Raw genomic sequence first — 18,399 nt, forward strand, 5'->3', positions numbered from 1 at the left:
GTGAAAGTAGGTCATCACCAGGCTCCTAATTAGAGAGACCCGTTGCACCAGTGCAGCGGGTTTTTTTATGCCTGTAGGCAAGGCTTCAGCCTTGCATCACCTAGTCAGGATAAACCCTGACCTACAACACAACCAAACAACCAAACCTGTAGGCAAGGCTTCAGCCTTGCAACACCTTAGTCAGGGTAAACCCTGACCTACAACACATCTAAACATCCATTACCAAACCTGTAGGCAAGGCTTCAGCCTTGCAGCATCTAGTCAGGATAAATCCTGACCTACAACACAGCGAAACACCCATCACCATATCTGTAGGCAAGGCTTCAGCCTTGCACATCTAAATCAGGATAAATCTTGACCTACAACACGGTAACCTAGGCTGGGGTAAACCACGACCTACAATACTAGGCTTTTAAAAACATGATAAGCGGATGCTAAATGGCTATATATTTTTGGTCTTTTTCGAGTGGAATTGTTAGGCTAGAGACCAGATTTTGAATTTATTAGGGCTGACTTTTGACCCTTCCGTTACTTGCTTACTTATTGATCTTTGCGCTGTTTGGTGTAGCTGCAACGTATTTCGTCAAATTCCTTTACTTTCATTGGTATAAGAATGAGATAAAGCCCAAATTTATTATTCGGGCTTTGGTTTGTATTGCCGCCGTTACTGTATTGTCGCTGGTGTTGAGCGCCTTCGGTTATTAATACGTTTATTGACTGGTATTGCTCTGTACTGCGACGCACTGCTTTGATTTGCATTGTGCTGCGGGTCGCGTAAGGTGCTGACAGATACTGATCATGCCTTTTTCAGCATTTAGTTGGCTTTCCTGAGCAGCCAAACTGTTTGCTAACGCAGACACTTGCTGCGGATCTGCTGATTTACTTGAATATACAAGATATTGGCTTGGGCCGCCGCAAGCACGGCTACCCACTGCAACCACCTTACATTGGCTGGCGCTGTCACAAGATTTGTCCTGCGTCAGTGCTTCTAAACTTTGATAGTCAGCTTTGATGGATTGTTCCGTGGCACTAATGGCGCGCTCTTCGTTAATCGGTTGGCTAAGTTGTTCGCCGTTGATTCGCTTATCTTTTCCTAGGTTATCTGTTGTTGACTCAGAGCTGGCTCGTTCTACGGATGTCTTTACTTCAGCGGTCGTGTTTTGTGGCTCATTATTTTGACATGCAGTGAGGGAGAGCAGTGCAAGGGGAATAATTAAGTGGCGCATAATATTTATAATTGTTGATGAGTATAGTGACCATAATACAAACATTGCGCTAATGCGCAAATGCAGATGTTATGGTCACGTAGCTCAGGCTATCTATTTTTGAATGCCCCCTAGAGTAAGCCCTTTAGGATCGAGTAACTTCTCTAGCTCTTTATAAGGAATGTCGGTTTGTGCTGCAGCCACATCGAGAATAGCTTTATTCTCTTTGTAAGCTTGCTTGGCAATAGCGGCCGCTTTCTCATATCCAATAATGGGGTTAAGCGCCGTTACCAGAATGGGGTTCTTTGCTAAAGAACGCTGTAAGTTATCTTCTCTGACAACGAAGCTGGCAATTGCCTTGTCGGCCAAAGCATAGCTGGTATTGGTCAGTAACTCGATACTCTGCAATACGTTATAGGCGATAACCGGCAACATTACGTTTAGTTCAAAGTTACCAGCCTGACCTGCTACGGTAATAGTACTGTCATTACCTATGACCTGCGCCGAAACCATGGCTGTGGCCTCAGGGATCACCGGGTTCACTTTGCCAGGCATAATGGATGAACCAGGTTGCAGTGCTTCGAGCTCTATTTCACCAATCCCACCTAAAGGTCCAGAGTTCATCCACCGTAAGTCGTTAGCGATTTTCATAAACGCGACCGCAGCAGTCTTTAGTTGCCCGGATACCGCAACCACCGAATCTTGAGTTGCGATGTGGTAGAACAGGTTTTCTGCCCCTTGAAAGTGACTATCGGTTTGAGCAGCGAGCTGTTTAGCGAAACGTGCCGAAAATTCAGGATCAGCATTGATACCTGTGCCTACAGCAGTGCCGCCTTGGGCAAGTTGATGTAAGTGCTCAGCGCTAGCGCTGATTTGTTGCTTCGCCTTAACGACTTGTTCGCGCCAAGCCGACATGCTTTGAGCGAAGGTAACAGGCATGGCATCCATTAGGTGAGTGCGGCCGGTTTTAACGTGACTGCCCACTTGCTCTATCTTAGCTTCTATCACACTAATGAGGTGCTCCAGTGCCGGGATCAGCTCTTTCTCTATCGCCAGCGCACTACTTACGTGAATTGCTGTTGGGATCACATCATTGGAGCTTTGCCCCATATTTACATGATCATTGGGGTGTACATTATCACCCAATAACTGACTTGCACGTGTAGCAATGACCTCATTAGCGTTCATATTGGTACTGGTTCCTGAACCAGTTTGAAATACATCCACAGGGAAGTGCTCAAGGTGCTCACCAGCAATAATTTCGCGACAGGCGTTATCTATTGCACCACCCACATTGGCATCAAGATGCCCCAGCTCTGTATTAACGGTGGCGGCTGCGCGTTTTATCTGTGCCAATGCCTGAATAAAGTGTGCTGGCATACGCATGGCACTGATGTGAAAGTTGTTCACAGCGCGTTGGGTTTGTGCTTGATATAAGGCATCTACTGGGACCTGTAGCTCACCCATGCTGTCCTTTTCATGTCGGTACTCTGTGCTCATAATGTGCTCCTTAATAGGGGTTGAACTCATGACAGAGGACGCGAGCTTCTTGGCTGAGTGCTCTGTACTTATGCATACCCTGTTGCTGGCGATAAAAACGCTGAAGGGCAAGCTGTGGTTTGTGCAGCTGACAAAGGCTTTGTTTTCTTACTTGCTGTTCCAACAAAGGGTCACAGATGATATTAACCAATTGGTAAAACGTGCGACGTAAATAAAGCTCTTGTAATAAATACATCTGTCGAGCGCCATAGTAGCGAGCCCAATGCAAACCCGTTTCAATAAACTGTGCAACTAAGTTGGGTGCTTGGCCTCGCTGACACCGCGATAGACGGCGCAGTTGAGCTCCAAGAAATTCAAGCGAAATCTGTGGCACGGTGCAAATCCCTCCAGTTGAATTGATAATAATTATCATTACAGCTGAAGAGGGAAGATGCAAGTGGTTTTGTGATTAATCCAAATAGGCTTTTAACATCCAAACAAGCTTCTCTTGTTCTTTAATGTAATCGCTCATTAACGCGGCTGTACCTTCGTCTTGGTTATCGCCGGCATCACTGAGCACCTTACGCTGCATTTTTATTAGTGTTGAGTAGCCATCGACGAGTGATTGTACGGCTTGGCCGCCGTCGCTGACATTTTTCACTTCGTTAATTTGGCTTAATTCGATAAAGTCCGAAAATGCGTGTAGGGGCTCACCGCCCAAGGTAAGAATACGCTCAGCTATTTCATCTACTTTTTCCAACAGCAAATTATAAATTTCCTCAAACTTCACGTGCAGCTCGAAGAAATCACGACCTTTGATGTTCCAATGGAAGCCACGGGCATTCATATACTGAATTTGATAGCAACTTAATAGCCGATTGAGTGATTCAATTACGTTTTGAGTTTCTTCACTATCTAATCCAATGGCATTGATTTGCGACATAGCTGTCTCCTTTGCATGGTTGTTTGCTGATAATCAGTATGGCCTAAAGGCACCTGATAACAAGCAGATAAATTCGATGCCTGACATCACTTTTAGCGATAACAACACCGACCCTATAATCATACTTGGGCATGATGTATGCCAAAAACAAGGCCGAGGAGATGAATTTTTGATCTAACGCAACAACTCGATACCGATGATTTATTGCCCAGTGAAAACTTGATTTAGCGCAAGGTTACTTTCCTTGTGCAGGCCATACTGAAACCATCAACGATGAGGAGATAGGGCAATGACAAAAGCAAAAAAAGCAGAAATCACAGTATGTATTATCGCCGTACTAACCTTTGTAATCGGTCTTGTTGGTCATTTAGCTGGAGCCAGTTATGCTAACTCTGATGCGTTTGGCTTTATTGCTGCGCCAATCCCATTGATAGTCGGTGTTATTGCGGTAATTGCGTATAAAATCGCAGCGGCTGCTGAGGATTAAGTCTTTAGCTGCGCTAAGATATAATCGACTACCTTACGCGAGTAAATGAGGCTGGTGTGGCTAAGATGAAAAACTTTATGCTGCGCCATACCTGAGACGCGGGTTTCATCAACCATCACCGTACCATCTGACGGCTTGCCCTGCTCAAATAATGGCAGTAGGCCAAAGGGCAAGTCTCCGGCGATACTGTATAGTTGGGCTGAGAAGGGCCAATCTTGGCTTTCACTCACGAGGTACTCAAGGCTATTCTTTAACAGTGCTTGCATGCCTCGGTCCTGCATATGGCGGGCTATTTGTGCCCCTTTGTGTGGGGTGCCAAGGGTAAAGACCTTTTTTACTTGATCCGTCTGTGGAAACTCCTGACTGAGGTATTGCCGTGCAATAAGGCCGCCCAAGGAGTGACAAACAAAAGCGCACTGGTCATCGGCGATGAAGTCATTAATTTGCGCAAAGATTTTATCGGTATCTGGGTTCAGGGTGTTGTATGACACATTTAAAATGCCATACCCCTGCTTTTTAAGACGTGCGCAAAGAGGGCGCATTACGAAGCCAGACATATACAATCCGTGTAATACAACTACCTTAGTGATCATAGTGACTCCGTTGATAACAATGGCGTTAGTATTTAGCCTTGTCCTTGCAACAAGGTCAAGAGGATTTGTAAGCTGGTGTCGCTATCACTTACCCACACTTCATTATCTTCGATGGTAATCGTTAAATCTAAGCTTCGGGAGGCCATTGCTGCCAGCTTCTGGGTATCTTCATAAGCAAGGCTGACGATACGTAGGTTATCAAATCCAGCGAGCTTCGCTTGGTGTTTCTGCCACCAAGCTTGCTGGCTCCCTTCACCGTAGGCATAAAGTAATACTTGCTGTGCTCGGCTACAGGCCTTCTTTAGGCGCTTGTCATCAGCAAGACCAAGTTCTACCCATAAGTGAATACTGTCATCGTCGTTTATCCACCACAGCTCGGGCTCATCATCGGCACATAAGCCTTTGGTGAAAGCTAAATTATCATTAGCATTTAAGGCAAAGGCAAGCACTCTGATCATCATCCGTTGGTCGGTTTCTGATGGGTGCTGCGCGAGGGTAAAAGAGTATTGCTGGTAATGATGGCGGTTTAAATCACTAATGTTCAATCGTGCCTTGATGATCGTTGCTTTTAGGGCCATGCCTGCTCCATAAGAGAGAAGAAAAGCGGGCAGTATACACATTAACGGGTGATCTTGGCGTGTCTCGAAGGTAAAATAATTATTCATCACTTAGGGGAGAGAAAACATGGCAATCCAGTGGTTCCCAGGCCATATGAATAAAGCGCGTAACGAAATTAAAGAGATCATGCCACAAATGGATGTCATCATTGAGGTATTGGACGCGCGCATTCCCTACAGCAGTGAGAACCCTATGGTTGGCGCGCTGCGCGGTGATAAGCCAGTCATTAAGATCCTGAATAAGGCTGACTTGGCCGACCCGCAGATGACCACCCAATGGATGGACTACCTTGAGCGTGAAAATGGTGTCAAAGCCATGCCGCTCGCGAACGATAAAGCGGGTCATACTGGCAAAGTCATTGAATTGTGTAAAAAGCTTGTGCCGCACAAAGTAGGTGCCGATAAACAGATTAAAGCCATGATTATGGGGATCCCTAACGTTGGTAAGTCAACGCTTATTAATACGCTTGCGGGGCGCATCGTTGCTAAAACCGGCAATGAACCTGCGGTCACCAAAGCGCAACAGCGGATAAAAATAGACGAAGGGATCATGCTCTACGACACCCCTGGGATGTTATGGCCCAAGGTTGAAAACGAGAACTCCGGCTATCGTTTAGCGGCAACCGGCGCTATTCGTGACACCGCGATTGATTATGAAGAGGTTGCCAGCTACAGCTGTGAGTATTTGCTGCAAGCGTACCCTACATTACTGAGCCAACGCTATAAAGTGTCACCACTGCCAGAACATGACTATGACTTTATGCTTGCAGCGGGCAAAAATCGCGGCTGTCTGCGTGGAGGTAATCAGGTTGATCTTCATAAGTTCGCTGAAATTCTCATTAACGAGTTACGTGATGCGGTGATTGGACGTATTACCATGGAAACCCCACAGATGCGTGAGCGAGAAGAACAGATGGTTGCCGAATTGCGCGCGGCAGCAGAGGCTAAAAAGGCCGCTAAGGAAGAAGAAAAACGGCAACGACGTGCAAGAGCACGGAAAAACCGCCGCTGATATCACGACAAATTTTAGACATAAAAAAAGCCCTTTCGGGCTTTTTTGTTTTCATATCTACCGTCACCGATATGAGCAATGTAGCAAGTAAAATAGTAGGGTGGTTGGCGGCCTAACAGTTCAAGGGGCGTTGAGGAGTGTAGCCACCAACCAAAGCGCATTACGTGCGCAACACGTGTTTCAGGGTCGAGAAACAAAGTTGTCCGCAACAAAACGTTTAATGACATCACTGCTTTCGAATGCGTTCCCGTTTTGTTGATATTGATTATCAATAAGATTTGCCTTCGTGTCAACGCTTTTTGCAAATAATTCTCATTAATATCTGTGTTTTTCTATAACTAACTGAAATTGTGAAATTTATTTTTCTTCTTTTTTATTGGAATGGTTCTTGAGTAAGTATTAAGGACAGTAACGATAGAAGGAGCCATGTTATGGGTTTAAAAATTCCTACCTCTGTATCCAGTGAACAAGAGCAAGATATTGAAATTATTGATCAATTAATTGAGTCTTTAGAAAATGAGCGAGTCCTAATTCAAGATGTGCAAAAACACGCTGAAGACGAATCTTTGCAAGCACGCATGAAAGTCTTACATGATCATAAGCGTTATTTGCAAACCGAGTTAGCGAAAGCGGTAGGGCAACAGCAGCAACTCGACGAAGTCGACACCAGTTTATTAGGAGATTTGAAGGAGTGGCAGGCAAAGCTTGAGTCCGTAGTGGGTGATAGTGTGCAAGCTTTCCTCGAAGAGTTGAATTCACAGCAACACAAAACCTTAGTGCAATGTCGTAATGCCGCTCAGGTGATGAATGATAGTCAGGGAGCCCAACAGGTTGAGACCGTGATTGCCCAATTGGAAACTCATGAGCAGTACCTAAAGCGTTTTCTGAATGCGTAGTCTATGGTTAATGAAAACAACAAAAGGATGTAATTTATGAGCGAGAATTACCCCCAGGGACACTTTTGCTGGACCGAATTGTGTTCATCCGACTGGCAAGGTGGGAAAACATTTTATAGTGATTTGTTTACTTGGTCGGCTGAGGACCAGCCTATCGGCAATGGGCTTTACTATACCATGCTGAAAAAGCCACAAGGGGATGTGGCTGCGATGTATCAAATGCCCGCCGATCAACATGCTCAGGGTGTTCCCAGTTATTGGTTGAGCTACATTGCCGTTGATGATGTAGACGCTATGGCAGACAAAGCAAAGTCGCTGGGGGCAACCATAGTACACGGCCCACATGATGTGCCCGAGGCAGGTCGCATGGTGTTGTTGTGCGACCCTGTGGGCGCCATGGTAGCGCTATGGCAGGGCCAGGGACACAAAGGGGCCAGTGTGCAAAATGAGGTTGATACGCCGTGCTGGTTTGAGTTAGCGACACGCGATATTGAATCTAGTACTAGTTTTTACAGTGAGTTGTTGGGCTGGCGCGCCGAACTAAAAGCCATGGAAGGGATGGATTACACCCTGCTCAAAGCGGGTGACACTATGGTCGGTGGTATGGTGGCCATGGATGAGCAGTGGCCTGATGATATTCCGCCACATTGGATGATCTACTTCAGTGTCAACGATTGTGATGCACAAGCTGAGCAAGCCAAAAAACTTGGTGGCGAAGTATGCGTGCAGCCCATGGATGTACCTGAAGTAGGCCGTTTTTGCGTCCTCACAGATCCACAAGGAGCGGTCTTTTCAATCATCAACCTTAATCAATAACTTGGGTTTTATTGATTCACCCCCACCCTAAACTCATCAACTTAAAAAGAGGATGAGTGATTATGAGCCAACATGTGGTGATCACCGGTGCCAATCGGGGCATCGGTTTACAGCTAGCAAAAATTTATAAAACTGCTGGAGCTAAGGTTATTGCCGTGGTCAGGCGTAGCAGCGATGAGCTTGATGAGCTAGATGTTGATGTGCGCACAGGGTTTGATGTAAGCCACGCTGATGATGTGGCCCGCTTGCGCACTGAGCTTAAAGACGAGCACATCGATTTATTGATTAATAATGCCGGTGTGTTTCGTAACGAAACCCTGACAGAGATGAACTTTGACACTATCAATGAACAGCTCTCGGTCAATGCAGTGGCTCCTGTGCGTGTGACTCATGCGTTACGTGATAACTTTAACAAAGGCGCGAAAGTGGCGATGATCACCTCACGTATGGGCTCTATTGCCGATAATGGTTCTGGAGGCTACATAGGCTACCGTATGTCTAAGGCAGCGTTAAATGCAGCCTCAGTGAGCTTGGCCCATGAACTTAAAGCACAAGATGTATCGGTGGGGTTAATTCACCCCGGATTCGTGCAAACCGAAATGGTTGGTTACGCTGGCGATATAGGCCCTGACGTTGCAGCACAGCGCATCAGTGAGCGTATTGACGAGCTAAACTTAAATAACAGCGGCGGTTTTTGGCATGCTAACGGTGAAACCTTACCGTGGTAAGCTAGCAATCGATACCATCTATCTCTAAACAGGCAGCAAGCGTATAGAGCAGCGTTTGCTCCGCCTCGTTGATGTGTGCATCGTGCTCTACGCATACACGACAAGCCTGCAGTAACTGTTGCCGTTTGACTACAGGGAGGCCTTTTATGATTCGCAGGGCGCGCTGCAATCGTGTCAGCTGGCATCGCGCTTCATGCTCTAAGCTAAGCGGTATCTGTAAATGCTGCGCCGCCGCAGCGAGCGCCAGGCGTTGACGCTCTGGGTCAGTATGACCATAGCTTGCCAAAGCGCCAAGAAGCTGCTCACAAGCTGCAACAATCACTGCTTTATTCATGACCGGCAATGCACCAACGGTTTTATCAGCGAGGGCATGAGCGCTCAGCTGCTGAAAAGACCAAGGAACAAGCTCCCAGTTCTCACACAGCGCAGCGAGCTCTTTTAGCTGGGCAAGAAATTGGCTGCGTTGCGCTATGGGCAAACAGCGAATCGCACCAATGGCAACCTCAAGCAGGCGAAATTGAGGTTCGGTGCTGAGCTTCGTTAATGCAAGCTCAGCCCTATCCAGCTTATATATATCAACATAAGGAAGCGCGGCGATAAACGTTAGCTGTGCTTGGCGATTCGGCCAGTGTTGATGAAGGCACAGTAACATAACTAACCATCGCGCATCGCTCGGCTCATGAGCTAAGTAACTTAGAGAGTCCTCTATCCCCATGAGCTTTTCTCGAAAGTCGCCATACACTACTTGTGGCTGCGGGTTGCGCCCTTGGCTGGCACTAAAAGCCATGGTATTTGCTTGGCTTGGCGCCGTGCGTGGACGCTCTTTTAATTGTCCATGCCAATGTGGATCAAGCCTGCGAATACGTTGCGTTAGCGGCGGGTGAGTGCTTAACCAGGTTAACCACGGGCTCAATGCATCACTAAAAAAATAATGACTGAATAGGTGCGCATTATTTTGCCTTAAGGTGTTTTTGCGAGGATTTTCGGCAATAGCCAGTAAGGCCCCGGCTAGTGCTTGTGGGTTACGGGTAAACTGCGTTGCACCAGCGTCAGCAAGGTATTCCCGCTGGCGACATATCAGCGCTTTGATAATGTCGCCAAGTTGTGTCCCCAGCCATCCAAACAGTGTCAGAATAACGCCGATGACTGTGGTAAACCCTGCGCCATCTGTGCGTTGCGCGTTGTGGTGACGGGACGCATTCATGGCGCTATAAATTAAGTTTTCACCGGCTTGGCCTATAAAGGTGATGCCATAAAGTAAGGCAGACATACGCACATTAAGACGTACATCACCATTGACTATGTGGCTGAATTCATGGGCGACGACCGCTTGTAGTTGTGCTCGGCTTAGCTGCTCGAGCGCGCCTTGAGTGATGGCAATGACACTATCGCGACGATGGTAGCCCGCTGCAAACGCATTAATACTGGGCTGGTTGGCAAGTAAATAGGTACTCGGAACGGGCATCCTGGCGGCAATAGCGACCTCTTCAACAACATTCAGTAGCACCCGCTGTTGTTCATGGTAGGTGTTTGTTTGCACCAGCTGCCCGCCTAGTTGCTCAGCAATAACACTGCCACCACGGCGCAATTGCCAGTACTTATAAAGTATGGCTGTACTGATAATTGCAGTGATGGAAAGGGTGAGCCCTAGGTGAATTGAGGCGTCAGTTTGGTGCGCGATACCATAGTTAAACAGGGTGTACGGGTCAGTTGAAAAAATGCCCATCAGCCATAAAAATGGCCAATGTGCGAGGGCGATTAGAGCACCCACCGCGAGCACAAATAATACCAGCAGTAGCCAAGTCTTACGCCTTGCTTGGCGCTGCTGAGAAAAGAAACCGCTCACGGCTACTTAAATGAGACGCTAGGGGCTTGGCGTTGTCTTTGTGGATCATCCAGTTCTAGCAGCTTGGCATCTTGGTTATGACCCGTCATATTGGCAATCAACACCGGCGGGAAACTTTGTCGGTAACTGTTATAGGCAAGTACTGAGTCATTGTATGCTTGGCGTGCGAAAGCGATACGGTTTTCGGTGCTTGATAACTCTTCACTTAGATTGGCCATAGTCGCGTCGGCTTTTAATTCGGGGTAGTCTTCTATGCTCACTTGTAAGGCGCCAAGGGCACTGCTCAAGGCGCCCTCCGTTTGCGCTAAATGGGCAAGTTTAGCCGAAGATAATTCACCACCCGAGAGGCTTTGTAAGGCACTTACAGCTTGATTTCTTGCTTGGGTAACCGCTTTTAAGGTCTCACTTTCATGGTCTAAATAAGCCTGAGCGGTGGCGACTAAGTTAGGCACAAGATCATGGCGGCGATGCAGCTGCACATCTATTTGCGCAAAGGCATTTTGGTATTCGTTTTTATAGCGTACCAGCGAGTTGTAAATCACTATGGCAATGACGACTACCACTGCCGTGATGATTAAAAATAGTTCCATAATAAAGATCTCGCGCAAAAAATTGGGTTAACTATACCTGAATTGTGCACAAAATCAGCCAACATGTAGACATTTTTTGCTATCATGAAAACTGTTTTAGTCTTACCTTATTGGGGCTTGCCATGGAGTTATCGCAAGGCGCTGTACTCAGCCTACCGCTTTTTCAATTCAACGATGAATTACCAAATCGTGATTTAGACCACCCAGATTTATACTTAGAAGTGGTTCTTGACGAGCAGTTACTTGCTCACCTGTGCCAAAACCCAGCGCAAGATCAGAGCGTCAGCTTGCAATTGGCCGATTATCAATTGCTGGCGCATACCGAGTCTGTTCCAAGTGAATCCCACAGTGCCATGTTAATGCTCACTCATGGGCCACTTTTAGCAGCCACTTTAGAGCGCGATAATGGCGTTAGTTACGTATCACCCCAGCTGGAAATGATGCCGACCTTTGATCTAGGGGATGATGATGAATAAACTGACGTGGGGCTTGCTGTTGCTGCTATGTACGGGCTGCGCCGTATTAGGTGCGCAGAAGTATGACAGCCTTTTTGGCCCTGAACAGGTTCAAAACCGCAGTAACAATGTAAGTCCTGCACAAAGCGACTTTTTTACCGAGCAAGTCAAACCCGTGATAGATAATCGCTGTGTCGTCTGCCACGGGTGCTATGATGCGCCTTGTCAGTTGAAAATGTCATCTCCTGAGGGTATTGAACGTGGTACCTCTACAGACTTGGTCTATGATGGCACCCGGCTACTTGCGAGTAAGCCTAGCCGCTTATTCGTTGATGCCCACACCACGCAACAGTGGCGTGAGCGCGGCTTCTCACCGGTGCTTAACGAGCGTGAGCAAAGCGCCCATGCTAATTTAGTGGGCAGCGTGATGTATCAAGCCCTGGCATTGAAACAGCAGCATCCGCTGCCAGATCAAGCCATTCTGGGTGAGGAATTTGACTTTGCTCTGGATAGAGACCAAACCTGTCCCACTATTGGCGAGTTTCAACAATACGCCCAAGATAAACCTCACGCGGGCATGCCCTATGGTTTGCCAGCACTGACCAGTAAAGAAATGTCGGTGCTCACACAGTGGTTGCAAGATGGCGCGAAAATGCCCGAGCACGGACCCATTAGCGCTGAGCTGCAAACTGAAGTGAACAAGTGGGAACGTTTTCTTAATCAAGATGATAACAAACACCGCTTAAGCGCCCGTTATATTTATGAGCACTGGTACCTGGCCAATATTTATTTTGATCAAATCAGCACCTCGGAGTTTTTCACCTTAGTTCGTTCGCGCACGCCTCCCGGTGAAGCCATCGATGTTATTGCCACTCGCCGCCCTTATGAAGACCCTAAGGTAGCGCGCGTTTATTATCGCCTGCTGCCTCGAAAAAGTACCGTACTGGCCAAAACCAATATTCCACTGGCGTTGAATAATGACAAACTAGCTCGCTTGCGATCACAATTTATTGCGCCGGAATATGCCGTGCCGTCACTGCCAGGGTATGACATAAAAGTCGCTTCAAACCCGTTTAAAGTCTTTGCAGCTATTCCCGTAGGCTCTCGATATCAATTTATGCTCGATGAGGCTGAGCTTATTATTCGTGGTTTTATTCAAGGGCCAGTTTGTCGAGGTCAGATTGCGTTGAATGTGATTAATGACCAGTTTTGGGTCGCCTTTGTTGACCCTAAATTCGTGAGTCAGCCTAAGATTGATGAATTCTTAATGCGCCACGAAGATATGCTCGATATGCCTGCCCAGGAAGATTCGAACGCTTTGCCTATTTCTAGCTGGGTCAAATACGCCGCGAAACAAAGTACATATTTGGAGGCCAAGTCAAAGCTTGCCAATGAAGTTTTTGCCAATGGCCAACACCTCACCGAAAACCTTATTTGGCAAGGAGAAGGGCATAATGACAACGCCGCATTAACGATTTTCCGGCACTTCAACTCGGCAACGGTTGTCAAAGGCTGGGTCGGCGAGCAACCCAAAACCGCTTGGATTTTAGATTACTCATTATTTGAACGAATTCATTATCTGCTGGTGGCCGGGTTTGATGTATACGGCAATGTTGGTCATCAACTGATCACTCGTCTGTACATGGACTTTCTGCGCATGGAAGGCGAAGATAACTTTCTTGCCTTGCTACCTAAAGAGCAGCGCAAGGCACTACGGGCTCATTGGTATAGAAAATCACCCACCAGTCTTGTCGAGTTTATGAAAGACACCAATGTGCGCTTTGAGCAACCGACAGGCATTGATTACAAAACGTCACAGCCACAACAAGAGCTTTACCAGCGCTTAGCCACAAAGCTCTCGGCGGTATTAAGTCAGCGTTATGATTATCAAAAAGTACCAAATGTGCTGCGCCAACTGAATGCCATGCCGAGCACGGCGGTGAACTTATTACCACAAGTGAGCTATATCTTGGTGGCCAATGATGAGGATGACTATCAGGCTTATACCTTGCTGCATCACAATGCCCACTACAACATCAGCAGCTTATTAGACGAGGAAGATCAGCGTGCCTACGACGAAGATAAAGCTCTCGTTATCCCTGGCTTTATTGGCGATTACCCTGAAGCGCTATGGTTGTTACAACCACAGCAGCTGGAAGATTTTGCTGCGCATATGCAGAAAATGACCAGCGAGGCTGATTACCGTACCTTAAAAAGTCGTTTTGCCGTGCGTCGTACTGACCCGCAATTTTGGCGCTTTAGCGATATTTTGCACCAGCAGGTGAAAAAACATCGGGGAATAGAGTATGGCTTATTAGATTATAACCGACTCGAGAATCGTTAAGCTGGTTAGGGCTAATTGTTTGTTAAATATAGATAAATAATCAGCTTCTAATGATTTTATAGCAGTCTTTTTTAGCAAATTGGTACAGAAATGAAAATGTAACAATTTGCAAAGACTTGTTTACCTGTGGCGGTTTTGGCAAAATTGCCGCTGTGCCTAAAATTAGAGAACAACAATGCACTATTGGTTTGTATTATTGCTCGCCCTGAGCGCAACATTCGCAGCGCAGGGCAATGAAAAAAAGCTCAGTAAATGTATTAGCCCCGCAGGTAAAGTAACCTACACCACTAAACGCTGTCCTGCAGGGCATCGTGAAGAGGTTATGCGAGAGCAGTTATCGCTTATTCAGTTTGCTGAAAAAGCGCGCAAAACACCGGATGTGGGCCCTAAAGAAGCTGACGAAAGTGACCTGACTTATTACTTGCGTTCTAACTACGGCGGTACTAACTGGGTAGAAAACATTCAGCGTAGCTACTTAGAAAAATACAATGCTGTAGTGGTAGTTGATACCTTCCGTTTGCATAAGCTTGAAGGTATTTGTCGAGCGACACAAAAGTGGATCAGTGAACACCCACACCCTATCTTTGAGCTCAGAGATATGCGCTTTGAGTTTACCACGGGCTCTTCATTTGATACCCGTTACGTGACGCAAGGAAAATGTGATTACCGCCTACGTTAATAACGAAAAGGAGCCTAGGGCTCCTTTTTTAATGACTCATAACTTGTTTTGCAGCGGCCAGTAGTAACGGCTCTGATAAACGAACACGATAATTTGGGTTGGCGTACTGGAAATGCACCATCCCTTGCGTATCGAGCACAAACACGGCAGGCACTGGCAGCGCCACTTTTTGCTCACCATCCAAGCCAACAAAGTTTACGCCCAACTTATTACGATAAACTTTAGCCGTTTTATCATCTAAGAAAAAAGCTAACCCCATTGCTTGTGCCAATGCCAGCTGATCGTCTGAGAGCAGTTGGTAGGTCGGTGAGCTAATAGTGCTTTGCGCAAGCTTTGCAGGACTATCTGGTGAGACGGCGATGATTTGCAAGCCCATCTCGGCGATCTGTTGCTCGATATTTTGGATATTCTTTAATTGCTTTGAACAGTAAGGACACCAGCCACCACGGTAAACAACCAACACTGTAGGCTTATTTGCTAATAGCTTTTTTAGCGCAACAGGTTGGCCCTGGGTGTCTTTCAACGTCACATCGGGCACGCTCAAGCCGGGCAGAAGCGGACTTACGGCCTCAGCTGAATCGCTGATATTGGTAATGACCGCTGCACTGGCGACACTACTGAATAACAATAAGATGGCTCCTACAACAGAGCCCGCAAGTGTTTTAGATACCATAAAATTCCTTTATTAAAACTGTGAAAGCAATGCAACTAGAACGGCCCTAGGGTGATAATCTTTCACGCTATAGGTATGATAGGCAAATACACAGACAATGAGAGATTAAAGAATGTCTAGCGCAGCAAATAAAATTGCCATCATGTTAGAAATGCAGCATGCCATGAATACCAAAGTTCACGAGCAATGGTTTGAGCAAGGGTTTGAGTGGTATCGGGCTATTTGGGTTGAGTGTGCGGAAATGCTGGACCACTATGGTTGGAAATGGTGGAAAAAACAAACTCCGGATACAGAGCAAGTGATTTTGGAGCTGGTGGATATCTTCCACTTCGGCTTGAGTCTGCGCATTGACGGCCACACTTCGTTTGCTGAGTTGGCGGCGCAAATTGAGCAGGAAATGCAAAGTCCTATTCAAGGAGCTGATTTTAAAGTCTCATTGGAGACGTTAGCAGCCAGCGCGGTAGCTGATAAAGCTTTTAATGCTGCTGCTTTTGCCGGCTGTATGCAGCAAATTGGAATGAATATCGATGATCTTTATCGTGGTTACGTTGGCAAGAACACCTTGAACTTCTTCCGCCAAGACCATGGGTATAAAGATGGAACCTATATCAAGGTGTGGCATGGCCAAGAGGACAATGAGCATTTGGTTGCGGTAGTTAAAAGTCTGGACACTGATAACCCAGACTTCGCCAAGCTCGTTTATCAAGGCTTGCAGCAGCGCTATCCCAGCTAGGCAGGCAAAATGTCACGATAATCGGTGACATTTTCATATCCAGCAAGCGGCTTGTGCGGCTGCTTGCTGTCGGGGTTAGCCACTGCTAGCAGATGATTGATCCCAAAGCGCTTCGCCGCATCGAGTACCGCTGCGCTATCGTCGACGAACAACGTCCGCTTTTTATCAAAGCCCAAGTCGCTTTGCACTTGCTGCCACAGCGATTGGTGCTCTTTACTAACGCCGTAGTCATGGGTAGAAACAAGCTTATCAAGATAGCGGTCCAGCTCAGTGCGTTCTACTTTTAAGCTCAAACTATCTCTATGCGCATTAGTGAGCAAAATAAGCTCTTTTCCTGAATTTTTTAATGCCTGTAAAAACACCTTGGCATCGTCACGAATACTAATCAGGTGCTGAATTTCACGCTTTAACGTCATAATGGGCAACTGTAATTGTTGTTGCCAATAATCTAAGCAATACCATTGTATTTGTCCTTGTACTGCTTCATAGCGGGCCGCCATTTGCTCTCTGGCTTGTTGCAGCGGAATTTGTTGCTGTTTAGCGAGTTGGTGGGGGATGACTTCGAGCCAAAAATGGTTGTCAAAATGCAAGTCTAATAAAGTGCCATCCATGTCGAGTAATACGGTGTCGATATTGGACCAATTTGGCATGGGCTTTTCCTACTAAAACAATTATCATGGATTTATGTTGATAATAACAAAGTCGCGGCTATGACACAGAAAAAGCATCCAACGCCTCCAGAAATACTTGATAATAACGTGGTGGCAAAAAGTCGATTATTTACTGTTGAAGCCTTAGAGCTGCGCTTCTCCAATGGCGAGCAACGTCAGTATGAACGTATTCGAGGCGGAGGCCGTGGTGCGGTTATGATCGTTCCGGTTAACGAACACGATGAACTTATATTGGTGCGTGAGTACTGTGCCGGTACCAATGATTATCAGCTGGGGTTCCCAAAAGGCTTGATCGATCCGGGGGAAACGCCGTTTCAAGCTGCCAATCGAGAGCTGCAAGAGGAAGTGGGTTTAGGCGCTCATGAGCTTAATGAGATGAAAAAAGTGTCGCTCGCGCCCAGCTACTTTAATGCTCATATGCACATTATCACCGCCCGCGATCTTTACCACCAAACGTTGGCTGGTGATGAACCAGAGCCATTAGAGGTAGTACATTGGCCAATGGCGCAATGGCAAGCTTTGCTTGGCGAGCCGGATTTTACCGAAGCACGAAGTGTGGCAGCTTTGCTATTATTAATACAGGCATCTAATTAAGCCACGAGGTTCAGCAGTAAAAAAGGGGGTCGTGTTGCAAGATTTTCTAGCTCCATGCATTGAGTTGGCCGAGCAAGCAGGTTTGGCCATTATGGCTATTTATCGCCAGAATGATATTGGAGAGCAGGTAAAACAAGATCACACCCCAGTGACCAAAGCAGACATTGCAGCGAATGATGTGCTTATGGCTGGGCTCGAGAAAATGGCGCCTGACATCCCGATTATGTCTGAAGAGACGCCCATCCCCAGTTTAGAAAAACGGCAGCACTGGCAGCGCTATTGGCTGCTGGACCCAATGGATGGCACCGGAGAGTTTATTCTCGAAAGCGGTGACTTTGCCGTCAACATTGCATTAATTGAAAACAATCGACCGGTGCTCGGCGTGATTCATTGGCCGGCGAAAAACACCACCTACTTCGCAACTTATCAACAAGGGGCGTATAAGAAAACGCCCCAAGGGGTTGAGCGCATCAGTGTCGCCCAACCGGCAAACCTTACTTTAGCGGTTAGCCGCAGGCAAAAACTAGAGGCCGTTAGTCAGTACTTAAATGCCACCTTCGACACCGTGCCGTTAGGGTCATGCTCACTTAAGGCCTGTATTATCGCTGAGGGGAAAGCCGATTGCTTTATGCGTATTGGTCCAACCGGCGAATGGGACACCGGCGCTTCGCAGGTGATTGTCGAAGAAGCGGGCGGCTGTATTACCGATGCGGAATTTAATCCACTCACTTATAACCAGCGTGAATCAACAGAAAATCCCGACTTTATTGTGATGGGGCATCCCGATTGGGAGTGGCAAAAAATGATTAGCCCTCATCAGCGCTCTCATCATAATTAGTCTTCAATGGTGGAAAAACCAGCAGCTGATATGGTTTCAGTGTAATTAAACTTGCATTTAAATTTTGTTGCTATATTATGGCGCTCTCGTTGGCGAAGGGGCTTCCCTAGACCCAACAATGTGGACGCGGGATGGAGCAGTCTGGTAGCTCGTCGGGCTCATAACCCGAAGGTCGTCGGTTCAAATCCGGCTCCCGCAAC

Annotated in this window: 21 protein-coding genes and 1 tRNA gene; 12 read left to right on the plus strand and 10 right to left on the minus strand. The window is 46.9% G+C overall.

Translation table 11 applies throughout. From position 1 onward, the window contains the following. Positions 1-710 precede the first annotated feature (710 nt). The 4 genes from EXT46_RS02245 to EXT46_RS02260 form a co-directional block, all read right to left on the minus strand. On the minus strand, positions 711-1,226 hold the full coding sequence (locus tag EXT46_RS02245; protein ID WP_130144978.1) for a hypothetical protein: 516 nt from the start codon (positions 1,224-1,226) through the stop codon (positions 711-713). 93 nt (positions 1,227-1,319) lie between these two features. After that, positions 1,320-2,705 (minus strand): class II fumarate hydratase, encoded by a 1,386-nt coding sequence (locus tag EXT46_RS02250; protein ID WP_130144980.1) that lies wholly within the window; start codon positions 2,703-2,705, stop codon positions 1,320-1,322. A gap of 10 nt (positions 2,706-2,715) precedes the next feature. Next, positions 2,716-3,078, minus strand: coding sequence for a hypothetical protein (locus EXT46_RS02255; protein ID WP_130144982.1), 363 nt, complete (start codon positions 3,076-3,078; stop codon positions 2,716-2,718). A 75-nt stretch (positions 3,079-3,153) separates the two neighbouring features. Further along, a complete protein-coding gene (locus tag EXT46_RS02260) occupies positions 3,154-3,627 on the minus strand; it encodes a Dps family protein (RefSeq protein ID WP_022946252.1) in 474 nt (157 codons plus the stop codon). 289 nt (positions 3,628-3,916) lie between these two features. On the opposite strand from EXT46_RS02260, the gene EXT46_RS02265 reads away from it, so the two are divergent. After that, entirely contained in the window at positions 3,917-4,114 is a 198-nt protein-coding gene (locus EXT46_RS02265) for a hypothetical protein (RefSeq protein WP_130144984.1), read from the plus strand. Here the strand turns inward: EXT46_RS02265 and EXT46_RS02270 are convergent. Together EXT46_RS02270 and EXT46_RS02275 are read right to left on the minus strand one after the other, a co-directional pair. Further along, complete coding sequence (locus EXT46_RS02270) at positions 4,111-4,707, minus strand: alpha/beta hydrolase (RefSeq protein WP_130144986.1); 597 nt, start codon at positions 4,705-4,707, stop codon at positions 4,111-4,113. The genes EXT46_RS02265 and EXT46_RS02270 overlap by 4 nt on opposite strands. A gap of 32 nt (positions 4,708-4,739) precedes the next feature. Further along, complete coding sequence (locus tag EXT46_RS02275; protein WP_130144988.1) at positions 4,740-5,285, minus strand: YaeQ family protein; 546 nt, start codon at positions 5,283-5,285, stop codon at positions 4,740-4,742. 106 nt (positions 5,286-5,391) lie between these two features. Here EXT46_RS02275 and ylqF point away from each other — a divergent pair, with 106 nt between their 5' ends. The 4 genes from ylqF (at position 5,392) to EXT46_RS02295 (ending at position 8,776) form a co-directional block, all read left to right on the plus strand. Further along, positions 5,392-6,336, plus strand: coding sequence for a ribosome biogenesis GTPase YlqF (gene ylqF, locus EXT46_RS02280; protein WP_130144990.1), 945 nt, complete (start codon positions 5,392-5,394; stop codon positions 6,334-6,336). A 431-nt stretch (positions 6,337-6,767) separates the two neighbouring features. Next, on the plus strand, positions 6,768-7,232 hold the full coding sequence (locus EXT46_RS02285; protein ID WP_130144992.1) for a DUF2383 domain-containing protein: 465 nt from the start codon (positions 6,768-6,770) through the stop codon (positions 7,230-7,232). Positions 7,233-7,268: 36 nt separating this feature from the next. Next, complete coding sequence (locus EXT46_RS02290; RefSeq protein ID WP_130144994.1) at positions 7,269-8,048, plus strand: VOC family protein; 780 nt, start codon at positions 7,269-7,271, stop codon at positions 8,046-8,048. 62 nt (positions 8,049-8,110) lie between these two features. Further along, a complete protein-coding gene (locus tag EXT46_RS02295) occupies positions 8,111-8,776 on the plus strand; it encodes an SDR family oxidoreductase (protein ID WP_130144996.1) in 666 nt (221 codons plus the stop codon). Position 8,777: 1 nt separating this feature from the next. On the opposite strand, the gene EXT46_RS02300 is transcribed toward EXT46_RS02295, so the two are convergent. Next, positions 8,778-10,622, minus strand: coding sequence for a M48 family metalloprotease (locus tag EXT46_RS02300; RefSeq protein ID WP_130144998.1), 1,845 nt, complete (start codon positions 10,620-10,622; stop codon positions 8,778-8,780). Positions 10,623-10,624: 2 nt separating this feature from the next. Beyond that, positions 10,625-11,212: a LemA family protein gene (locus EXT46_RS02305; RefSeq protein WP_022946262.1), complete on the minus strand. Its 588-nt coding sequence runs from the start codon at positions 11,210-11,212 to the stop codon at positions 10,625-10,627. 122 nt (positions 11,213-11,334) lie between these two features. Between EXT46_RS02305 and EXT46_RS02310 the strand changes: the two genes are divergently transcribed. The 3 genes from EXT46_RS02310 to EXT46_RS02320 all read left to right on the plus strand — a co-directional run bounded on the left by EXT46_RS02310 (position 11,335) and on the right by EXT46_RS02320 (position 14,690). Then, positions 11,335-11,688 (plus strand): hypothetical protein, encoded by a 354-nt coding sequence (locus tag EXT46_RS02310; RefSeq protein ID WP_045980250.1) that lies wholly within the window; start codon positions 11,335-11,337, stop codon positions 11,686-11,688. Then, positions 11,681-14,011 (plus strand): fatty acid cis/trans isomerase, encoded by a 2,331-nt coding sequence (locus tag EXT46_RS02315; protein WP_130145000.1) that lies wholly within the window; start codon positions 11,681-11,683, stop codon positions 14,009-14,011. The genes EXT46_RS02310 and EXT46_RS02315 overlap by 8 nt, the downstream gene beginning before the upstream one ends. A 175-nt stretch (positions 14,012-14,186) precedes the next feature. Then, positions 14,187-14,690, plus strand: coding sequence for a hypothetical protein (locus tag EXT46_RS02320; protein ID WP_053911901.1), 504 nt, complete (start codon positions 14,187-14,189; stop codon positions 14,688-14,690). A 28-nt stretch (positions 14,691-14,718) separates the two neighbouring features. On the opposite strand, the gene EXT46_RS02325 is transcribed toward EXT46_RS02320, so the two are convergent. Next, positions 14,719-15,363, minus strand: a complete 645-nt coding sequence (locus EXT46_RS02325; RefSeq protein ID WP_130145002.1) for a peroxiredoxin-like family protein — start codon at positions 15,361-15,363, stop codon at positions 14,719-14,721. Positions 15,364-15,475: 112 nt separating this feature from the next. Between EXT46_RS02325 and EXT46_RS02330 the strand changes: the two genes are divergently transcribed. Beyond that, positions 15,476-16,096, plus strand: a complete 621-nt coding sequence (locus EXT46_RS02330; RefSeq protein WP_045980253.1) for a dUTP diphosphatase — start codon at positions 15,476-15,478, stop codon at positions 16,094-16,096. On the opposite strand, the gene yrfG is transcribed toward EXT46_RS02330, so the two are convergent. Next, positions 16,093-16,746: a GMP/IMP nucleotidase gene (gene yrfG / locus EXT46_RS02335; RefSeq protein ID WP_045980254.1), complete on the minus strand. Its 654-nt coding sequence runs from the start codon at positions 16,744-16,746 to the stop codon at positions 16,093-16,095. The two genes, EXT46_RS02330 and yrfG, sit on opposite strands and share 4 nt — an antisense overlap. Positions 16,747-16,806: 60 nt before the next feature. Between yrfG and nudE the strand changes: the two genes are divergently transcribed. From nudE to EXT46_RS02350, 3 genes are all read left to right on the plus strand, one after another. After that, complete coding sequence (gene nudE / locus EXT46_RS02340) at positions 16,807-17,361, plus strand: ADP compounds hydrolase NudE (RefSeq protein WP_022946269.1); 555 nt, start codon at positions 16,807-16,809, stop codon at positions 17,359-17,361. A gap of 34 nt (positions 17,362-17,395) precedes the next feature. Further along, complete coding sequence (gene cysQ, locus EXT46_RS02345) at positions 17,396-18,199, plus strand: 3'(2'),5'-bisphosphate nucleotidase CysQ (RefSeq protein ID WP_045980294.1); 804 nt, start codon at positions 17,396-17,398, stop codon at positions 18,197-18,199. 125 nt (positions 18,200-18,324) lie between these two features. Beyond that, positions 18,325-18,398, plus strand: a tRNA-Met gene (locus EXT46_RS02350). Position 18,399: the final 1 nt, after the last annotated feature.

The organism is Pseudoalteromonas sp. CO325X (genome assembly GCF_004208955.1).
GTDB classification, from domain to species: domain Bacteria; phylum Pseudomonadota; class Gammaproteobacteria; order Enterobacterales; family Alteromonadaceae; genus Pseudoalteromonas; species Pseudoalteromonas ruthenica.

Coding starts and splice junctions, on each gene's coding strand:
- EXT46_RS02245 (WP_130144978.1), bottom strand. CDS start 1,226: ATGCGCCACTTAATTATTCCCCTTGCACTGCTCTCCCTCACTGCATGT.
- EXT46_RS02250 (WP_130144980.1), bottom strand. CDS start 2,705: ATGAGCACAGAGTACCGACATGAAAAGGACAGCATGGGTGAGCTACAG.
- EXT46_RS02310 (WP_045980250.1), top strand. CDS start 11,335: ATGGAGTTATCGCAAGGCGCTGTACTCAGCCTACCGCTTTTTCAATTC.
- EXT46_RS02265 (WP_130144984.1), top strand. CDS start 3,917: ATGACAAAAGCAAAAAAAGCAGAAATCACAGTATGTATTATCGCCGTA.
- EXT46_RS02320 (WP_053911901.1), top strand. CDS start 14,187: ATGCACTATTGGTTTGTATTATTGCTCGCCCTGAGCGCAACATTCGCA.
- EXT46_RS02290 (WP_130144994.1), top strand. CDS start 7,269: ATGAGCGAGAATTACCCCCAGGGACACTTTTGCTGGACCGAATTGTGT.
- EXT46_RS02325 (WP_130145002.1), bottom strand. CDS start 15,363: ATGGTATCTAAAACACTTGCGGGCTCTGTTGTAGGAGCCATCTTATTG.
- EXT46_RS02260 (WP_022946252.1), bottom strand. CDS start 3,627: ATGTCGCAAATCAATGCCATTGGATTAGATAGTGAAGAAACTCAAAAC.
- EXT46_RS02305 (WP_022946262.1), bottom strand. CDS start 11,212: ATGGAACTATTTTTAATCATCACGGCAGTGGTAGTCGTCATTGCCATA.
- EXT46_RS02270 (WP_130144986.1), bottom strand. CDS start 4,707: ATGATCACTAAGGTAGTTGTATTACACGGATTGTATATGTCTGGCTTC.
- EXT46_RS02330 (WP_045980253.1), top strand. CDS start 15,476: ATGTCTAGCGCAGCAAATAAAATTGCCATCATGTTAGAAATGCAGCAT.
- yrfG (WP_045980254.1), bottom strand. CDS start 16,746: ATGCCAAATTGGTCCAATATCGACACCGTATTACTCGACATGGATGGC.
- EXT46_RS02275 (WP_130144988.1), bottom strand. CDS start 5,285: ATGGCCCTAAAAGCAACGATCATCAAGGCACGATTGAACATTAGTGAT.
- EXT46_RS02295 (WP_130144996.1), top strand. CDS start 8,111: ATGAGCCAACATGTGGTGATCACCGGTGCCAATCGGGGCATCGGTTTA.
- EXT46_RS02285 (WP_130144992.1), top strand. CDS start 6,768: ATGGGTTTAAAAATTCCTACCTCTGTATCCAGTGAACAAGAGCAAGAT.
- EXT46_RS02315 (WP_130145000.1), top strand. CDS start 11,681: ATGAATAAACTGACGTGGGGCTTGCTGTTGCTGCTATGTACGGGCTGC.
- nudE (WP_022946269.1), top strand. CDS start 16,807: ATGACACAGAAAAAGCATCCAACGCCTCCAGAAATACTTGATAATAAC.
- ylqF (WP_130144990.1), top strand. CDS start 5,392: ATGGCAATCCAGTGGTTCCCAGGCCATATGAATAAAGCGCGTAACGAA.